This is a genomic window from Pandoraea commovens (assembly GCF_024704525.1).
Lineage (GTDB): Bacteria > Pseudomonadota > Gammaproteobacteria > Burkholderiales > Burkholderiaceae > Pandoraea > Pandoraea commovens.
This window is the reverse complement of sequence record NZ_CP102780.1, coordinates 3,437,162-3,455,885: the sequence shown is the minus strand read 5'-3', so window position 1 is coordinate 3,455,885 and position 18,724 is coordinate 3,437,162. Positions and strand designations below refer to the sequence as shown.

General features: G+C 62.2%; 13 protein-coding genes and 1 tRNA gene. 5 read left to right on the top strand and 9 right to left on the bottom strand.

Annotation, left to right across the window (positions count from 1 at the left end; genetic code table 11):
- Positions 1–66: 66 nt before the first annotated feature.
- The 3 genes from NTU39_RS15760 to mfd form a co-directional block, all read right to left on the bottom strand.
- A complete protein-coding gene (locus tag NTU39_RS15760; protein WP_150662989.1) occupies positions 67–1,353 on the bottom strand; it encodes an MFS transporter in 1,287 nt (428 codons plus the stop codon).
- A gap of 260 nt (positions 1,354–1,613) precedes the next feature.
- On the bottom strand, positions 1,614–2,828 hold the full coding sequence (gene argE, locus NTU39_RS15755) for an acetylornithine deacetylase (RefSeq protein WP_039397882.1): 1,215 nt from the start codon (positions 2,826–2,828) through the stop codon (positions 1,614–1,616).
- A gap of 298 nt (positions 2,829–3,126) precedes the next feature.
- Positions 3,127–6,600, bottom strand: a complete 3,474-nt coding sequence (gene mfd, locus NTU39_RS15750) for a transcription-repair coupling factor (RefSeq protein ID WP_257958025.1) — start codon at positions 6,598–6,600, stop codon at positions 3,127–3,129.
- 108 nt (positions 6,601–6,708) lie between these two features.
- On the opposite strand from mfd, the gene ispD reads away from it, so the two are divergent.
- Together ispD and ispF are read left to right on the top strand one after the other, a co-directional pair.
- Entirely contained in the window at positions 6,709–7,431 is a 723-nt protein-coding gene (gene ispD / locus NTU39_RS15745) for a 2-C-methyl-D-erythritol 4-phosphate cytidylyltransferase (protein ID WP_039397887.1), read from the top strand.
- Positions 7,432–7,495: 64 nt separating this feature from the next.
- Positions 7,496–8,026 (top strand): 2-C-methyl-D-erythritol 2,4-cyclodiphosphate synthase, encoded by a 531-nt coding sequence (gene ispF / locus NTU39_RS15740; protein WP_257958024.1) that lies wholly within the window; start codon positions 7,496–7,498, stop codon positions 8,024–8,026.
- 137 nt (positions 8,027–8,163) lie between these two features.
- On the opposite strand, the gene NTU39_RS15735 is transcribed toward ispF, so the two are convergent.
- The 4 genes from NTU39_RS15735 to ompR all read right to left on the bottom strand — a co-directional run bounded on the left by NTU39_RS15735 (position 8,164) and on the right by ompR (position 11,800).
- Positions 8,164–8,691: a carboxymuconolactone decarboxylase family protein gene (locus tag NTU39_RS15735; RefSeq protein ID WP_150662985.1), complete on the bottom strand. Its 528-nt coding sequence runs from the start codon at positions 8,689–8,691 to the stop codon at positions 8,164–8,166.
- A gap of 58 nt (positions 8,692–8,749) precedes the next feature.
- Complete coding sequence (locus NTU39_RS15730; RefSeq protein ID WP_150662984.1) at positions 8,750–9,298, bottom strand: peroxiredoxin; 549 nt, start codon at positions 9,296–9,298, stop codon at positions 8,750–8,752.
- Between the two features lie 240 nt (positions 9,299–9,538).
- A complete protein-coding gene (locus tag NTU39_RS15725; protein ID WP_257958023.1) occupies positions 9,539–10,879 on the bottom strand; it encodes an ATP-binding protein in 1,341 nt (446 codons plus the stop codon).
- A gap of 195 nt (positions 10,880–11,074) precedes the next feature.
- On the bottom strand, positions 11,075–11,800 hold the full coding sequence (ompR, locus tag NTU39_RS15720; RefSeq protein WP_010808867.1) for an osmolarity response regulator transcription factor OmpR: 726 nt from the start codon (positions 11,798–11,800) through the stop codon (positions 11,075–11,077).
- Positions 11,801–12,495: 695 nt separating this feature from the next.
- On the opposite strand from ompR, the gene NTU39_RS15715 reads away from it, so the two are divergent.
- Both NTU39_RS15715 and NTU39_RS15710 read left to right on the top strand, forming a co-directional pair.
- A complete protein-coding gene (locus NTU39_RS15715) occupies positions 12,496–14,175 on the top strand; it encodes a DUF1800 domain-containing protein (RefSeq protein ID WP_373275411.1) in 1,680 nt (559 codons plus the stop codon).
- A 187-nt stretch (positions 14,176–14,362) separates the two neighbouring features.
- Positions 14,363–15,589 (top strand): DUF1501 domain-containing protein, encoded by a 1,227-nt coding sequence (locus tag NTU39_RS15710; protein ID WP_150662980.1) that lies wholly within the window; start codon positions 14,363–14,365, stop codon positions 15,587–15,589.
- 141 nt (positions 15,590–15,730) lie between these two features.
- On the opposite strand, the gene hpnD is transcribed toward NTU39_RS15710, so the two are convergent.
- Complete coding sequence (hpnD, locus tag NTU39_RS15705) at positions 15,731–16,606, bottom strand: presqualene diphosphate synthase HpnD (RefSeq protein WP_150662979.1); 876 nt, start codon at positions 16,604–16,606, stop codon at positions 15,731–15,733.
- A 310-nt stretch (positions 16,607–16,916) separates the two neighbouring features.
- On the opposite strand from hpnD, the gene NTU39_RS15700 reads away from it, so the two are divergent.
- Positions 16,917–17,003 (top strand) — tRNA-Leu (locus NTU39_RS15700).
- Between the two features lie 1,297 nt (positions 17,004–18,300).
- On the opposite strand, the gene ndhC is transcribed toward NTU39_RS15700, so the two are convergent.
- Positions 18,301–18,660, bottom strand: a complete 360-nt coding sequence (gene ndhC / locus NTU39_RS15695) for an NADH-quinone oxidoreductase subunit A (RefSeq protein ID WP_150662978.1) — start codon at positions 18,658–18,660, stop codon at positions 18,301–18,303.
- Between the last annotated feature and the right edge of the window lie 64 nt (positions 18,661–18,724).

Genomic DNA, 18,724 nt, shown 5'->3' with positions numbered 1-18,724 from the left:
GTCTGATACGGGGCAGGCAACGTCGCCAGCCCCCGTATCGCTACATCACTGCACCGATGCTCGGACTCAGCGCATGCCGATCTTACGGCTGCGCAGCAGCGCGGTAATGCTGATGAGCGCCGCGAAAATCAGATAGAAGCTCGGCGCGAGCTTGTTGCCCGTAGCACCTATCAGCCACGTGATGATAAACGGTGCGAAGCCGCCGAACACGGTCGCCGCGATGTTGTAGCCGAGCGAGAGGCCCGTGGTACGCACCTGCACCGGGAACAGTTCCGTGAGCAGCGCGGGCAGCGCGCCGAAGTAGGTCGTCATCAGCAGGCCGAGCACGATCTGGAACACCATCAGCGAGCCGAATGTCGGGTTCGCGTCGAGGAAGCGGAACATCGGGTAGACAAGCACCAGCAGCGCCACGGCGGCTGCCAGCATCGGCTTGATACGACCGTGCGTGTCCGACCAGTGACCCACGATCGGTGCGACGATCAGTTGCACCACGCCGGTGAGCAGCACCGCCGAGAAGGCGGCCGACGACGGCAGACCCAGTTGCTTGACGGCGTACGTCGGCATGTAGAGCACCAGGTACGTCGCAACGGTGGCCATCACCACCACGCCGATGGCGAGCAGCAGGCGTTCCTTTTGGTCGGTGAAGGTGTCGCGCAGCGGGCTTTGCGTCGGTTCGATGTCGAGGAACTCGGGCGTCTCGTCCAGACGGCGGCGAATGTAGTACGCCACCGGGCCGATCAACAAGCCGAAGAAGAACGGCACGCGCCAGCCCCACGAGGCCATCGCCTCGGGTGAAAGGTTGCCTGTCAGCAATGCGCCGAAGCCAGCGGCCAGCAGGGTCGTGAGACCTTGCGACGCGACCTGCCAGCTAGAGAAGAAGCCGCGACGCTGCGGCGCGTGTTCGGCGAGGAACGCCGTTGCGCTGCCGAACTCACCACCGGCGGAGAAGCCCTGCACCATACGAGCGATGACGATGCCCACCGGCGCGAGCACACCGATGGCGGAGTACGTCGGCATGATCGCGATGAGCAGCGTGCCGACCATCATCATCAGGATCGAAAGGGTGAGCGCGGCTTTGCGTCCTGCGCGGTCGGCGTACGCGCCGATCACGATAGCGCCCAGAGGACGCATGAAGAACGACACCCCGAACGTACCGAGCGTGAGCAGCAGCGACACCGTATCGTTGCCGGTCGGGAAGAACAGTTTCGCGATGGTCACGGCGAAGAAGCCGTACACCACGAGATCGAACCATTCGAGCGCGTTACCGATCGAGGCCGATACGATCACACGCCAGGCGTGTGGGGAAGTGCGGCCGGCCTGTGCCGTCGCGTTGGGGGCTGCGCTTGCGCTCATGGGCGAGATCTCCAAAACCTGTCTGGCGTACGTACTTGTTATCTTGCGGATGGATGTCCTGTGCGCCCTTTTTTTAGGCGTCTGTTACTGCGTGCTTCATTCGTACTGCTTGGGTCTTGCCTGAAACCGGTAATGCACTTGCTGCGAAGGCAACGGGCCGCATCCGTCGAACGGAATACGGCCCGGTTGGACGGCGCTCGCGCCGACCGCGTCCCTGAAATGTTGCGTCGGCCCGAAGCGATCCGGGCCGGTATTCACGCTCAGGCGCCGACGGTGTTGCTGCGAAGGAGCTTTTGCAGGAACGACTCGCACTGCGCGATCTGTTCGAGCGACACGAACTCGTTCGGCTTGTGGGCCTGTTCGATGTTGCCCGGGCCGCACACGATCGAGGGCACGCCTGCGAGCTGGAACTGACCTGCTTCGGTGCCGTAGGCGACCTTGCGCTTGTCGGTGTCCTTGGTGAGCGCACGCACGAGTTGGGTGATGGCGTCCTGCTCCGAGGCGTCGAGTGCCGGGGCAGCCGCAATCTTCTTGAACTCGATGCCTGCGTTCGGATGCTCTTTCTGCATCTTCGGCACCAGCTCGTTCACGGCGTATTCCTGAATGCGCGCGAAGATGCCCTCAGCGTCCACGCCCGGCAGGTTGCGATATTCGAAGACGAATTCGCACAGGGCCGGAATCGTGTTCAGGGCGATGCCGCCCGAGATCGTGCCCGTCTGCGCCGTGGTGAACGGCACGTCGAACAGTTCGTCGAACGGACCGTTCTGCTTGAAGTGATCGGCCAGATCGCGGATGTAGCAGATCAGGCGAGCGGCGTACTCGATGGCGTTCGAGCCCTTCGGCGTGAGCGACGAGTGCGCTGCATGACCGCGCACGCAGCACTGGTAAGCGTTGATGCCCTTGTGCGCGACGATCACACGCATGCTCGTCGGTTCACCCACGATGCAGCCGTCCGGGCGGATGCCGCGCTCGCGCAGTTCGGCGAGCATGACGGGCGCGCCCACGCAGCCGATTTCTTCGTCATACGAAAAGGCGAAATGGAACGGCGTCTTGAGCTTGGCGTCGCGCATCTGGGGCAGCATCGTCATGACCGAGCCGATGAAGCCCTTCATGTCGCACGTGCCGCGGCCATACAGGTTGCCGTCGCGCACCACCGGCTTGAACGGATCGGTGTCCCAGGCCTGGCCGTCGACCGGCACGACGTCGGTGTGACCCGAGAGGACGATGCCGCCTTGCGTGTTGCCATCGGCAGCGGGCAGGGTGACGAACAGGTTGGCCTTGCGCTTCGTGGCGTCGTACGACAGCCACGGTTCGACACCGGCGTGTTGGAGGCTGTCGCGCACCGTCTCGATCAGGCCGAGGTTCGATTCGCGGCTCGTGGTGTCGATGCTGACCAGCTTCGAGATCCAGTCGACCGATGCCGGCTGAGCCTCGTTGGTGGCCTGCGGGGCGATAGCTTGGGAAGCGCTTGTCATTCGAATCTCCGGGAATCTTCCAGTCATACGATCAATACGTTCAATGCGTCGATCACGTTGAATACGTATTGCTACTGGGAAATGTTACTCAAAAATAATTTAGAGGTAAAAGGTTGTGTGAACAACCATTCTTGCCTCGCGGGAAAACGCACGCCGGGCGCGGGTTTGCCCGGACGTGCGTAAAAGCGGTGACGTGGAAATTGCTGCGGTGCACACGAGATTTGCTCGTTTTATTTGGCGTTCGCGGTGTTCCGGGCAAGCATCGTGTGCGTGGCGACGAAATGAGACGTAATGAAACTCAGGCCGCCTTGTTGCCGGATGCGCCGGGTGAGCCCAGCGCGCGCAGCGTTTCCTTGATCGCCCGAACGCGGTCGGTGAGTTGCGCATGCTTCACTTCGATGCGCAGCTTGTCCTGTCCGGCGAGCTTGATGTGGCGGTGTTTCTGTACCAGTTCGATGATGCGCATCGGGTCGACGGGGGGCGTCGGCTCGAATTGCAGTGCGATGGCTTCTTCGCTGGCGTCGATCTTGATGATGCCAAGCGGTTTGGCGAGCAGTCGCAGCCGGTGCGTCTCGATAAGCGCCTGCGCCTGTTGCGGCAGCTTGCCGAAGCGGTCGACGAGTTCTTCCTGAATCGTGTCGATGGCGTCGGGGTGCGTGCCGTTAGCGAGACGTTTGTACAACGAGAGCCGCTCCTGAACGTCGCCGCAGTAGTCGCTCGGCAGAATCGCAGGCACGTGCAGGTTGATTTCCGTCGTGGCGGCGAGCGGGGCGGTGAGGTCCGGCTCGCGACCGGCTTTGAGGGCGCTCACGGCGTCTGCCAGCATGTCGGTGTACAGCTGGAAACCGATTTCGTGAATTTCCCCGGACTGCTTGTCGCCCAGTACTTCGCCAGCACCGCGAATTTCCAGATCGTGCATGGCGAGGTAGAAGCCCGCGCCGAGTTCTTCCATCTGCTGAATGGCTTCGAGACGGCGCTGCGCCTGCTTGGTGAGCGACTTCGGATCGTGCACGAGCAGATAGGCGTAGGCCTGATGGTGCGAACGCCCCACGCGCCCGCGCAACTGGTGCAGTTGCGCCAGACCGAACTTGTCGGCGCGATGCATCAGGATCGTGTTGGCCGTCGGCACGTCGATACCGGTCTCGATGATGGTCGTACACAGCAGCACGTTGGCGCGCTGTGTCACGAAGTCACGCATCACGCGTTCGAGATCGCGCTCGTGCATCTGGCCGTGGGCGACGACGATGCGTGCTTCGGGCACGAGCGCTTCGAGTTGCGCCTTGCGGTTCTCGATCGTCTCCACCTCGTTGTGCAGGAAGTACACCTGCCCACCGCGCTTGAGTTCGCGCAGCATGGCTTCGCGGATCACGCCGTCTTCCTCGCGTCGCACGAAGGTCTTGATTGCCAGACGCTTCTGCGGCGCAGTGGCGATCACCGAGAAATCGCGCAAACCTTCGAGCGCCATGCCCAGCGTGCGCGGGATCGGCGTGGCGGTCAGTGTGAGCATGTCCACTTCGGCGCGCAGCGCCTTGAGCGCTTCTTTCTGACGGACACCGAACCGGTGTTCTTCGTCGATGATGACAAGACCGAGGCGCTGGAACTGGATGTCGTTCGAGAGCAGCTTGTGCGTGCCGATTACGATGTCGACCTGACCTTCGTTGATCGCCTTCACGCTCGCGTTCACTTCCTTCGTCGTCTTGAAGCGTGAGAGCTCGGCGATGCGCACCGGCCAGTCGGCAAAGCGGTCGGAGAAGGTTTGCGCGTGCTGTTCTGCCAGCAGCGTCGTGGGGGCGAGAATGGCGACCTGCTTGCCGTCGAGTACGGCGATGAACGCGGCGCGCAGAGCGACTTCGGTCTTGCCGAAGCCCACGTCCCCGCAGACCAGACGGTCCATCGGACGGCCGCTCGTCATATCGCCCATCACGGCGGCAATGGCGGCTGCCTGATCCGGCGTTTCTTCAAAGCCGAAGCTGTCCGCAAACTTCTCGTAGTCGCGTGGCGACAGCTCGAACGCATAGCCCGAGCGTGCGGCACGGCGGGCATAAAGGTTAAGCAGTTCGGCGGCGGTGTCGCGAATCTGCTGCGCGGCCTTGCGTTTGGCCTTCTCCCACTGGCCGGAGCCGAGCGAGTGCAGCGGTGCGGTGTCCGGATCTGCGCCGCTGTAGCGCGAAATCAGATGCAGTTGCGAGACCGGCACGTACAGCTTGCTGTCGCCCGAGTACTCGAGATGCAGGAACTCGGTTTCGCCTTCGCCGAGATCCATGCTGACGAGACCGTGATAGCGGCCGATGCCGTGCTGACTGTGGACGACCGGGTCGCCAACCTTCAGCTCGGCCAGATCGCGCACCATCGAGTCGACCGACGTCGCCTGCTCCTGGCGGCGCTTACCCGCACGGCGGGCGAGCCCTTCGTAAAGCTCGTTCTCGGTGACGAAGGCGAGGTCTTCCGTCGGCAACAGGAAACCGGCGGCCAGCGGGGCGACGCCGATCGCAAAGCGCTTGTCCGACGTCAGAAAGTCTTCGAGCGATTCGACGCTTGTCGGGCGCAGGTCGTTGTCGTGCAGCAGTTGCAGCAACGTCTCACGACGGCCAGCTGAGTCGGCGCACAGCAGCACGCGCGCGGGCGTGCGTGCCAGATAGGCGCGCAGGGCGGCGAGCGGATCGTCCGCACGACGGTTGATGGCCAACGGCGGCAGCGGAATCGCCCAACTGCCGTCGCCGGGTGTGGGCAGCGTCAGGCGAGCGAAGGGTTTGGCGAGCGTGAAGAAGTCCTGATCGAGCAGGAACAGTTGCTCCGGCGGCAGCACCGGGCGCTCGCGGTCGTGCGACAGGAAGTTGTAGCGCTGGCGGGTGTCGTTCCAGAAGCGGTTGATGGCCGCGTCGAGATCGCCGACGAAAACGAGTTGCGCGTCGGCTGGCAGATAGTGAAACAGCGTGGCCGTCTCTTCGAAGAACAACGGCAGGTAATACTCGATACCGGCCGACGGCACGCCGCTGCCGATGTCCTTGTAGATCGGGCTGCGGCTCGGATCGCCTTCGAAGACTTCGCGCCAACGGCCCCGGAAGGCCGTGCGGGCGGGTTCGTCGAACGGGAATTCGCGGCCGGGCAGCAGACGCACTTCCTTCACCGGATACAGGCTGCGCTGCGTGTCGGGATCGAACGCGCGAATGCTGTCGATGGTGTCGTCGAACAGATCGAGACGGTACGGCAGTACCGAGCCCATTGGGTAGAGGTCGATCAGGCCGCCTCGCACGCAGTATTCGCCGGGGCGCATGACCTGACTCACGTGCTCGTAGCCCGCGAGCGTCAATTGCGACTTCAGACGCGCTTCGTCGAGCCGTTCGCCCTGCGTGAAGAAGAACGTGTAGGCCGCCATGTAGCTGGCGGGTGCCATGCGATAGAGCGCCGTGGTTGCGGGCACAAGCACGATATCGCAGCGCTTCTCGCCCAGATCGTGCAGCGTGGCGAGACGTTCGGAGACCAGATCCTGGTGTGGCGAGAACGTGTCGTAGGGCAGCGTTTCCCAGTCGGGGAGCAAGCGCACGCGGGCTTCGGGCGCGCACCACTTCAGCTCCTGCTGAAGGCGCAGCGCATCCGTGGCTTGCGCGCAGACCACGGCCAGCAACGGCAGGCGCTCGCGATTCTCTTCGAAATAGCGGGCGATGAGCAGGGCGTCGCTCGATGCGTGCGAGCCGGCGAAAGCGTAACGCTGTCCCGCTTTTACGAGCGGCACAGGCACGGTATTACGGGATAGGGCGTTGGCGGAGGACATAAGAAAACGTTGCAGAAATGGCAAAGCACGGGGCTCCATTCGCACGGGGCCCCGTGACAGTCAGCGTCTATTATAAAATCCCTGCTTTATCCTTACCTGCGTTTTATCGTGAGCGACCGACTTTTTGCCGTGATCCCGTGTGCCGGGGCCGGTGTACGCGCCGGGGCCGACGTGCCCAAGCAATACCGAAGCGTCGGCGGACGTCCCATGCTTCACTATGCGCTCGCCGCGTTCGATGCCTGTTCCGAATTCGCGCAGACCGTGCTGGTGCTGGCGCCGGACGACAATCATTTCGACGGACGACGCTTCGGCACGTTGCGTTTCGCCGTGCGCCGCTGTGGTGGCCCGTCGCGCCATGCGTCGGTGCTGGGCGGGCTTCAGGCGCTCACCGAGTTCGGCGCACAGGATACCGACTGGGTGCTCGTGCACGATGCAGCGCGTCCCGGGATTACACCTGAACTGATCCGTACGCTCGTGGGTGCCCTGCGCGACGATCCCGTCGGCGGTATTCTGGCGCTGCCTGTCGCCGATACGCTCAAACGTGAGCAGCCCCCGGTCGAGAAGGGCAAGCTGGCGGCGATTCAGGCCACCGAGTCGCGCGACGGACTCTGGCAGGCGCAGACGCCGCAGATGTTCCGTCTCGGCATGCTCCGTCACGCGCTGGAAGACGCGCTCGCCGCCGGGGCCGAAGTCACCGACGAGGCCAGCGCCATTGAGCGCATGGGCCACGCGCCGAAGCTCGTGCGCGGTAGCCTGCGCAACTTCAAGGTGACGTATCCCGAAGATTTCGCGCTGGCCGAGGCGTTCCTCGGCACGGCAAAACCGGCCTGAGCGTCGACCGGCCGACGTGAACTGACGTGCCGTATTTCCGCCTCTGGCGATTTCAAGACTCCACATGACTGAACAAGCTGCTTCTCCTGTTTCTCCCGTTTCGCTGGCCGCACTGTCCAAACTCCGCATCGGTCAGGGCTACGACGTGCATGCACTCGTGCCGGGCCGTCCGCTCATCATGGGCGGCGTGACGATCCCGTTCGAGCGCGGCCTGCTCGGCCACTCGGACGCCGATGTGCTGCTTCATGCGATCACCGATGCTGTGCTCGGTGCCGCTGCGCTGGGCGACATCGGTCGTCACTTCCCGGATACCGACCCGACGTTCAAGGGCGCGAACAGCGTCGTTCTGCTCAAGGAGGCGATGCGTCGCGTGCGTGAGCAGGGTTACGAGATCCTGAACGTCGACTGCACGGTCATCGCACAGGCCCCGAAGCTCGCGCCGCATATTGCAGCGATGACGCAGTCGATTGCAGACGCACTGGGCGTTAGCGTCGCGCAGGTGAATGTCAAGGCGAAGACAAACGAAAAGCTGGGCTACCTCGGACGTCAGGAAGGCATTGAAGCGCAAGCGGCGGCGTTGCTGATCGGACGCTAATGTTGCTGCGGTACGCTTAAGTCTCTGACCTTGCCGTCAGCCGGACGCAAGCAAAACGGCGCTACCGGAATCGTCCGGTAGCGCCGTTTTTATTGGGCGACGACGTATGTCGTTCGCCGCATCGAAGCGTAGGAAGCTTATGCAGCTTCGGCAGCGATCACCTGAGCCGCGGCATTGATGACGGCAGCGATACGGCCGACGTCACGCAGTTGCGCGGTGCTCATGCCGTGCTCGGCGGAGAGCAGGTGAGCGTGCGACTTCACGCAGAAGTGGCACTTGCCGACGATGGACGCGGCCAGCGCGTACATCTCGAAGCGACGCTGGTCGACACCGCCACGCGTGGCGTAGCCGTTCATGCGCAGTTGGGCCTTTTCGTTCTTGAGCTCGGCGTTGTCGGCCATCTCGAGATACGGATACCAGGTGTTGTTCATGCCCATGAGCGCGGCTGCGGTCAACGCGCCTTCAAGCTCTTCCGGGGACAGCACGCCAGCTTCGCGAATTGCCTTAACGAGCGGCTGGCTCTTGGCTGCGAACGCAGCGGCGAGGGCCACGCCGACGGCGTCATTGCCTTCCAGCGAGGAGCGGACGATGGTGCCGTCGAGGTTCAGGCGGATGTCCTTGGCGTAGTCAGGGATCTGCGCCTTAATCGCGGTGATGAATTCCATAAATTTCTCCTATTGCTTTGGGCTGAAAAAGCCCGCTTGCGCGGGCTTCGGGAGACGCTTAGAGCGTTTCACCGCCAACTGCACGGTTGCACGGGCAGAGTTCGTCCGTTTGCAGACCGTCCAGAATACGGAGAACTTCTTCCGGGTTACGGCCGACGTTCAGGTTGTTCACCGACACGTGCTGGATGACGTTGTCCGGGTCAACGATGAACGTTGCACGCAGTGCCACGCCAGCTTGCTTGTCGCGCACGCCCAGTTGGTCGATCAGAGCACCGGTCGTGTCGCCGAACGAGTAGTGGTTCAGCTTGCTCAGGTCCTTGTGCTCACGGCGCCATGCCAGCTTCACGAATTCGTTGTCACCCGAGCCGCCGAGCAGCACTGCGTCACGATCAGCGAAGTCGTTGGCCAGCTTGCCGAATTCCACGATTTCGGTCGGGCACACGAAGGTGAAATCCTTCGGGTAGAAGTAGATGATCTTCCACTTGCCCGGGAACGAGGCTTCGGTGATCGTTTCGAAAGCCGACACGCCGTTTTCTTCGTGGTTGTTGAAACCAGGCTTGGCCGCTTCGACCGAGAACGCTTCGAGTTTATCGCCGACAGTCTTCATCGATTACTCCTAAATTAGTGCGGTTTATGTCGTGATATCGCAAGGACATCAAAACTGGCAACTGACCGAGTTCACGCGATCCCGGTCAACCAAAGCAGTATACGCTATCAAACTTATGATAGCAATAGCTTATTTTTATGTGGGGGATAGTTAAAACAAATCCCTTCGATAGGATTTTGCGGCTTCGGGCGAGGCCAAGCCTTGAGCATAGCCAAATTTTCGTCCGATCACATCAAACACTTATTTAGCAAGCGGAAATGACACCGTGATTTCAAGTCCGGAGCCGGGGTGTACGTTACGCAGCGAGGCATGACCTTTGTAGCGCGTCGCGACGCGCTGGACGATGGCCATGCCCAGCCCCGTGCCGTCGGCCTTCGTGCGGGCGGTGTCCACACGATAGAAGGGACGGAACACGAGGTGCAATTGATCCTCGGGGATGCCGGGACCGGTATCGCGCACGCGCATCTCGACGCGTTCGCCGAGGACTCGTGTGGAGATGTGGACGTTGGCGACGTCGGTTTGCGCATCGCGACCGTACTTGCGAGCGTTTTCGATCAAGTTCGTGAGCAGACGCTTGAGGTCGGTGCGCTCGGCCAGTATCAGCGCCGTATCGGCGAGTTCGACGGTGATGTTCAGTTCTTCGCGTCCGTCGAAAGCGCTTGCCGTATCGCGCGCGACTTCGGACAGATCCACGGCCTGTGCCGTGCGCGAAGCCGGGCGGGCGTAATCGAGGAAGCGGCCGATGATCTCGTCCATTTGCTCGATGTCGCTGATCATGTCGCGTTTGACCGTTTCGTCCGACGGGCTCATTTCCGTCTCGAGGCGCAGGCGCGCGAGCGGTGTGCGCAGATCGTGCGAGATGCCGGCGAGCATCAACGCCCGGTCGGCTTCGAGCCGGTCGAGTTCCTCCACCATCTGATTGAAACTTCGGTTGGCCTCGGCCGCTTCGCCCATGCCGCGCTCGGGCAATGGATCGGGACGCTGACCTTCGCCGATGGCGCGTGCCGCATGGGCGAGCCGCGCGAACGGCCGGTTCACGAGCGCCGTGATGAACGCCGCGCCGATGAGCGAGAGGGCGAGTGCGAACGTCCCCCAACTGAACAGTTGAAGGCCTGTCGCCGTGTCGATTCGGTCTTGCTCGATGGCGACCCAGTAGTCGTCTTCATCGATCTTGAAGCTGATCCACATGGCGGGAATCTCGTTGACCGAGGCGGCGATGACGGTATCGGTGCCAAGGCGTCGCTGTACGTCGCGCACGATCAGGTCCTGCACGACGCCACCAGGTTGCTTCTCGATCGAATCGGCCGGTTCGCGCGGGTAGACGCGAATGCCTTCGTTACTTTCCAGATCCTGAAGTAGTGCGCGGCGCAGGTCCGGCTCGGAATAGAGCAGGGCGGTGCGCGTGAGTTTGACGATGGAGACGAGTTGCTGTGCGACGCGCTGTGCTCGCGGCTCGCGTTCGATCACGCGAAAGCTCTGATACCACGCGGCGAGGCTGACGCCGATGAGCAGTGCGATGAGGAAAAAGGTACGCCAGAACAGACCGCCGAACAGCCCGCGTACCATCCGAATCGGATGCATGGGGTTGCTCCGTCTAATGCGTGACGAGGGCGGGTCGGAAGGTCCGAAGCGCGCAAGATTCGAAATGACGGAGGCTCATGGGAGCCACGGCGAGCGACATGAATTGCAGGAATTGCGAGGTGAGGCAAGTCAAGACGCCGGTGCGCGAATGGGTCACGACCGGCGTCGTTTTGTAGCGCGAGACGTGATGCGCGATCACGCGCCGCCGTCCGGGATGAACACGTAGCCGAGGCCCCATACCGTCTGAATGAAGCGGGGGCTGCCCGGGTCCGGTTCGATGAGCTTGCGCAGACGCGAGATCTGCACGTCGAGGCTTCGGTCGAAGACTTCGTATTCACGGCCGCGCGCAAGCTCCATGAGCTTTTCGCGCGAGAGCGGTTGACGCGGATGACGTGCAAAGACCTTGAGGACCGAGAACTCGCCCGTCGTCAGGGCAATTTCCTGGCCGTTCTTGGTGAGCGTGCGTGTGGCGAGGTTCAGAGCGAAGTCACCGAACTCGAACGTCTCCATGGTTTCGCTGGGTGCACCCGGAAGTTCGGGCGGGGCCTGGCGACGCAGGACGGCGTGAATGCGGGCGACGAGTTCGCGCGGATTGAAGGGCTTGGGGAGATAGTCGTCGGCGCCCATCTCGAGACCGACGATACGGTCGACATCCTCGCCTTTGGCCGTTAACATGATGATCGGCGTGCGGTCATTCGCGCCACGCAGACGGCGACAAATAGAGAGACCGTCTTCACCGGGGAGCATCAGGTCCAGCACGAGCAGATCGAAGCGCTCGCGCACCCAAAGCTTGTTCATGGCCGTTGCATTTTCGGCCACAAAGACATTGAAACCCTGTTCCCCGAGGTAACGACGAAGCAGGTCGCGCAGGCGCGGATCGTCGTCGACAACCAGAATTTTGGGAGAGTTTTTGTTTTCCATGCCACGTATCTTAGCCCGAAATGTTGCGAACTGAGGAGGCCGCCAAAGCGGGTTACAAAGGGTTACACAATTTACCCTACGGCTTGTGCGCTGACCATAGGCAGTGGGTACACTTGCACCCCTGCCAGGGCAAAAACAGCCGCATGGCATGAAGGACATACGCACAAGATGAGATGGGCTGCTGAGTTTACGCTACTGTTCGGGGGAATCATGCTCTGGGGGCACCTGGGCGTGACCTATGCCCGTCCCGTCGCGCATTTCAGTACGCAGCATCAGGGCGCGAGTGCGCCGCGGATTCAGCGCGCGGCCCCGGCGCCTTCGCCGCGCAATCCCTCCAAGAATGCCCCGGCGAGCGATCCCAACGCCGATCGCCGCAACGACGACCTCCCGAATACGCCTCCCGGGCGACGTCCCAACGGACATATGTCACCGGAAGATCGACGATTGCTGCGTCAACACATTCAAGACGCCGTGCGTGAACTGTATAGTCACTGACACGACGCTCGCCGTTCCCCTTGTCCGAGATCCGTTCGGGCCAGATGGGGAAACGCCGCGAAACGCTTCTTCCGAAAACGCCAGTGACGCCACTTTGACGAGAGCGTGACATGAAGCAAAACCGACCCCCGCCAGCCTCTGCCGACGCTGGCTTTTTTTGCGTCCGAAATACCGAGTCCTGCGATGGATTACCTATTTCGATGGTGTCGCCCGGGACGGCCGGGGCATCGGCGCTTTCGGTCGCGTCCTCGTTGCCACTATTGGCTAGGGCGAAATTCCTTTCCGTACGTGCGACGGTTCTCTCAGGGGCGGCAGCGGCGGTTTGCCTTGCGTCGCCGCTCGCCGATGCATCCGGTTCGCGTCACGCGGATGCGCAACACACTGCTCAGTCGACGCGTACCAAGACATCGAAGTTGGCGACGCCCGCCGTCGATGCATCCCGCCGCGAACTGACGGCCGACGACGCGCGCTACCTGCTCACGCGCACCGGCTACGCGCCGGACGCCCGCGAGCTGGCTCCTTTCGTCGGCCTGACCCGTGCGCAGGCCGTAGACCGGTTGTTGGCGCAGACAAGGCGGACGGCGGTGACGCCGCCCCCGGCGTGGGTCTCGGAGCCGCCGTTGGCCAGTGTGCCGGTCAAGGGCATGACGGATGCGCAGCGTCGTGAGCTCAATGAGCGCCGCAATCGCATGTCGGCGTCGCTCAAGGCGTGGTGGGCACAGGAAATGGCGACCACGCCGTCGCCGCTAACCGAACGTATGACGATGTTCTGGCATAACCACTTCGTCTCGAGCGACGACAAAGTGCGTGAGCCGGCCGTGCTCTATCGCCAGAACGTGCTGCTGCGCGCGAACGCGCTGGGCAACTTCGGCGTGATGCTGCACGAGGTGTCGAAGGATCCCGCGATGCTCATCTATCTGGATGGCGCGAATAGCCGCAAGGGGCGTCCCAACGAGAACTTCGCGCGCGAGGTGATGGAGCTGTTCACGCTGGGCGAAGGGCATTACACCGAGCAGGATGTGCGCGAGGCGGCGCGTGCCTACACCGGGTGGAGCATCGACAGGCCGACGATGACCTACGTCTGGCGTCCCAATTTCCACGATACGGGCGTGAAGACCGTGCTGAACCAGACGGGCGACTTCGACGGCGATCAGATGCTCGACGTGCTGCTGGCGCGTCCGGAGACGGCGGTGTTCGTCACCGGCAAGCTTTGGCGCGAATTCGTGTCGCCGACGCCCGACCCGGTGCAGGTTGACCGGATTGCCGCGACGTTCCGGCAGAGCGGCTACGACATACGTGTCGCGTTGCGCGCCTTGCTGCTCACGCCAGCGTTTTGGGATTCGCGTACGCGCGGTGCGCTGGTGAAGTCGCCATCCGAGTTCGTGACGGATGCGGTGAGGCAATTCGACATCGGCTACGACGATCCGCAGATGCTCGCGCAGCAGATGCGTGTGCTGGGGCAGGACTTGTTCCGGCCACCGAACGTGAAGGGCTGGCCGGGCGGCGACGCGTGGATCGACAGCACCACGTTGCTTGCGCGCAAGCAGTTCGTCGAGCGCATGTTCCGCGCGACGGAGAACGCCAATGCGGGTGGGCCGTCGATGACTGTACCGTCCATGTCGGCGCGTCCCGGCGTGCAGCGCGCGGCGTTACGTCCCGCGCAGCCGATGCCGCGAACGGTGGCGGGCGTGCGCTTCGATCTGTCTCGATGGCTGCAACCCTATACGCTCGGGCCGGTCGATGTGCCGGACGTGGGCGAGCGCGAGTCCTTGCAGCGTGCTGTGTTGCCGCTTGCGCCGGCGGCGCCGCAAACGCCTGGCGTCAACAGTGCGGCGTTTCTGCAAGCGCTATTGATGGACCCTGCGTATCAGTTGAAGTGATCGAAACGATGGCGATCGCGAAAACTGCGGCGATGGGGATGGATGTGACGACAGGGACGTTCGGGGCAGTTCGGGCGACTGTGACGATTCAGGCGCTTGGGACGCAGGACGATGGCGAGTTGGGTGACAGGTATGTTTGCGACTTGCGCTCAGGTGGTGAGTCAGGGCGGGTCATGAGAGGTGTGAGATGCGTCGACGTGATTTTCTGACGTTCGCGGGTGGTCTCGGGGCGGCTTGGCTGACGCCGATGCCGGTGTTGGCCGCTGCGCGCGATCTGTCCGGGATATTGCCGGGCGGTGGCGGCAACTATGGCAATTTGCTGATCCTGATCGAGCTTAAGGGCGGCAACGACGGCTTGAACACGGTCATCCCTTATTCGGACGCCATGTATGCGAGCTTGCGTCCCACGATTGGCGTCAAGCGTGAGCAGGTCGTGCAGTTGGACGAGCGCAGCGGGTTGCATCCGGAGATGCGCGCTTTGTTGCCGATGTGGCAGGCGAACGAGTTGGCGATCGTGCAGGGGGTGGGGTATCCGCAGCCGAATCTGTCGCACTTCCGGTCGATTGAGATCTGGAATACGGCATCTCGCTCGGATGAGTATTTGCGTGATGGATGGTTATCGCGGGCGTTCGCAGAGCAGGCGGTGCCGTCGGGTTTCGACGCCGATGGTGTGATCGTCGGCAGTGCGGAGTTGGGGCCGTTGAGCGGTGGTGCGCGGGCGGTGACGCTGACGAATCCGGCGCAGTTTTTACGCGATGCGAGTCTGGCGTCTACGAATGTTGCGCAGGTGAGCAATCCGGCGTTGGCGCACGTGCTGCGGGTGGAGAACGACATTGTGAAGGCCGCGGACGGTTTGCGTCCGCGCCAGGGGCAGTATGTTTTGCGTACGCCGATGCCGCAGGGGGCTTTTGGCAATGTGGTGAAGACGGCGTTGCAGGTGGTCGCCGCGGCGGATTCACCGGCCGGTGTGCCGCAGCCGGGGCGTGGCGTGGCGGTGTTGCGTCTCACGCTCAATGGATTCGATACGCATCAGAACCAGATGGGGCAGCAGGCGAACCTGTTGCGTCAATTGTCGCAGGGGATGATGGCGTTGCGGGCGGGGCTGACCGAGCTGAACCGATGGCAGTCGACGATGATCGTGACGTATGCCGAGTTCGGACGGCGTCCGCGAGAGAATCAGAGTGGGGGGACGGATCACGGCACGGTCGCGCCGCACTTCATCGCGGGTGGGCGAGTGCGTGGCGGCCTGTATGGCGAAGCGCCGAGACTGGATCGGCTGGATGGCAACGGCAACTTGCCGTTTGCCGTCGATTTCCGCGACGTCTACGCGACGGTGCTGCAGCGTTGGTGGGGCCTGAACCCACAGCCCGTGCTGGGCGGCGCGTTCAAGCCGTTGGATGTGATGCGGGTTTGAGAGGTGGTGAAGACGCTGCGGCAGCGTGGTTTACGGGCTTGAGTTCGCGGTCGGTGTGGTGCGTTGTGTTCAAGCCGTTGCCTGTGCTGAGGTGGAGTGCCGAGAGCATAGCGGTGTGGGGATGCGTAAACCCTCGTGTCTTCAGCGAGCTCGCCAGGCCCGCCAAAATTTGCGCAGCGGCGTGAGGTCGATACGCTGATGGAGCACTTGATAGTCGCTCGCGGCGACTTCGTCCATCAATGCCAACTGCAGCGCGGCGAGGGCAAGCAGCGGACGTTGCTTGCGACGATCCTGCTTAGGGATCGCGACGGCGGCGTCGGTGATGGCCTGACGTGCGCGTGCGTGCTGGAACTTCATTAGCTCGACGAAGGCGGGCGAGTACTTGCCGTTCTGAATGTCGGCGGCAGTGACGCCGAAGCGCTGAAGTTCGTCGATGGGGAAATAGACGTAACCGGAGCGCGCGTCGACACCGGCGTCGGTGACACGTCGTCCGAGCGTGATGGCATGGCCGAGGGCGCGCGCGAGGGCGGGCGTTTGCGGGTCGTCGAAACCGTAGACTTGGGACGTGAGTTCTGCGGGGGCGCCGCCGGCGGCATCGCAATAGTGCGTGAGACCGGCGAAGTCGAGGTAGCGCATCTGCGAGAGATCCATCTCGGCACCGTGCAGGACGGCTTCGAAAGTGTCGCGCGAGAGCTTGCTGCTTTGCACGACGGCAAGGAGTGCTCGAGTGACCGGATGGGCGGGGTTGCCAGCAAAGAGGCGGGCCAGCTCCTGACGCCACCAGTCGAGCTTGGCGTGTGCGACGCCGGGGTCATGGACGGCCGAGTGAATATCGGCGATTTCCTGACAAAAGGCGTGGACGGCATAAGCGGCGTCGCGCTTGGATGGTGGCAGTTGGAGCAGGGCGTAATAGAGCGCGGATCCGGGCGGGCCTGCTTTTTGGCGGCAGTACGCGTTGGCCTGGGTGATGTTGGCGGGGGAGCCGGAGGCGTCGTCGGCGGTCTCGTGGGGTTGCATGCGAATGGGGTATCGGTTTGGTCAGGTGCCCGGAAATCGGTGCGCGGGCGTTTAGGTGCGTAAGCGCGCACGCGGGCAGAAGCCATGAATTGGTGCGAATTCTAGCATTGCGAGCCGACCGGACGCGTGGGACGGTGCGGGGGCGAGCGGAGATTGCCGGTCGAAATCGGTTCGTGTAGAATACGCGCCTGCTTTGACGCATGCAGCGGGGCGGCGACAAGTCGCCCTTTTTCATGTCCGACAGGACGCATGCATGTCGTCGACCCGATGCCGGGATGTCGCACCTAAAAGGTAACGACGCCCACGGGCTGCGAGGATGGCGAAATTGGTAGACGCACCAGGTTTAGGTCCTGACGCCCGAAAGGGTGTAGGGGTTCGAGTCCCCTTCCTCGCACCAACTCCCCGTTTTGGCATCGGTTTCGTAGGTCTCACTTCTTCCCGCAATATCTTGCAAACGACCTGCCTGTAAGGCTTGGCGAGGTTCTTTGCGTGAATTCCGATTGTTCGAGGGACGTCCAAAATCTCACCTCGTCACCTCCAAAATTGCAGCCGACCCCCTCGATTTCTTACCCGACGATTCGCCCACGAATGGGGTGAGAAGTTGCAGTGCGAACGCCTCGCGCCGAGCATGTCTCGCGTTGACGCATTTGGCACGACTTGATGCGTCATCGCATCAACCGTCACGGTCTTGACGACAGAAGTTCTTCACTGGAACTCCCTAGAGATCGCATTCGGACGGAGCGGTAAAATGCGCTTCAGATGACGCGAAGAGGTCATTCAATTCAATCATTACGCGGAGGACTTCACAAATGCGCAAACTCACTTTCCTGCTTCTCGCGACCACCGTCTTGCTTGCAAGCTGTGCCGTGTACGTTCCCGACGACGGACCGCATGGTGGTCGTGGTGGCCCGGGCAATGGTTTCTGCCCGCCCGGACAAGCGAAAAAAGGGAATTGTTAACGCAATAGGCTTCATGCCCGCCAGTGCCCCCGCAGACGGCGGCGCTGGCGACGGATTGAGAGCAAGAGGCACTTCCCAGCCCCATATGCTCCCAGGATGACCTCCATACGTACGCGTCGATTCGGGGCATGCTAACTACGTAGTCTGCGCGTATGCGTGCAGATGGTTCGTAGTCTTTGTCCTAGTTTCCATTGTCTGCACTCGACGAAGTGCATCCTCGTCGCGGTGGCGCAGGTCACTATTGGCGGTTGTTTTAGGCGGACCGGCAACGCTCAGGCCAGACGTTCGCGCCAGTCGCTTTCTCGCTACGCAACCCATCCGATCGTTCGCACCCTAGACTCAGTTCATGCATGGCAGTCCCCTGTCGTGTGTGTCGTGAGAGGAAGTGCTTGCCCCGGCATTGACGAATGCCGGGGCTTTTTTATGTCCAGGCGGCGTACGCGATTTGTCGCTCACCGTTGGTCTTCTTCTTAGATTTCTTTGACGAGGTGACACACGTTCTTGATCGTCCAAACCCGTCAAACCCGCGCGTGGTGGTGCTATCAACGCGATTCGATTTCATGACGTCGTTGCCAACGCCGCGTCCTCAAATTACGGATGTGAATCGGGAGCGACATCCCTCACTACACTCGCTTTTGCATGGTCGCTCCTTCCCGTCCATGTTGTAGTTTTGGCCCCGACGATCTCGCCGTCGGGGCATTTTTTGCGTTATCCATGGGCGTCCGTGAGTGGCAATCACTCCCACTCGAACGCCTTCTTCTTCCACTCATAAGCGAAGCCAAGGACCAACACACCGAGAAACGCAATCATCGCCATCAGACTCACCATGCCTGCTTCGCGCAGTGAGACCGCCCAGGGGATGGTGAAGGCCAGTTCGATGTCGAAGATGATGAAGAAGATTGCGACGCGATAAAAGCGGACATCGAACTTCTTGCGCGCGTCGCCGAAGGCGTTGAATCCGCATTCGTAAGGGGAGTTCTTTGCGTCGTCCGGCCTGCTTGGCCGGATGGGTTTGGCTACGAAGAGTAAGCCCACCCCCATCAGCAATGCCACGATGAGAAAGAGAAGTGCCGGGTAGTATTCTGAGACGTCCATCAATCGATCCAATCAGAAGAAGCGCGCGTCGGTGGCAACGCAAATGTGCGAACGCATACCTTCG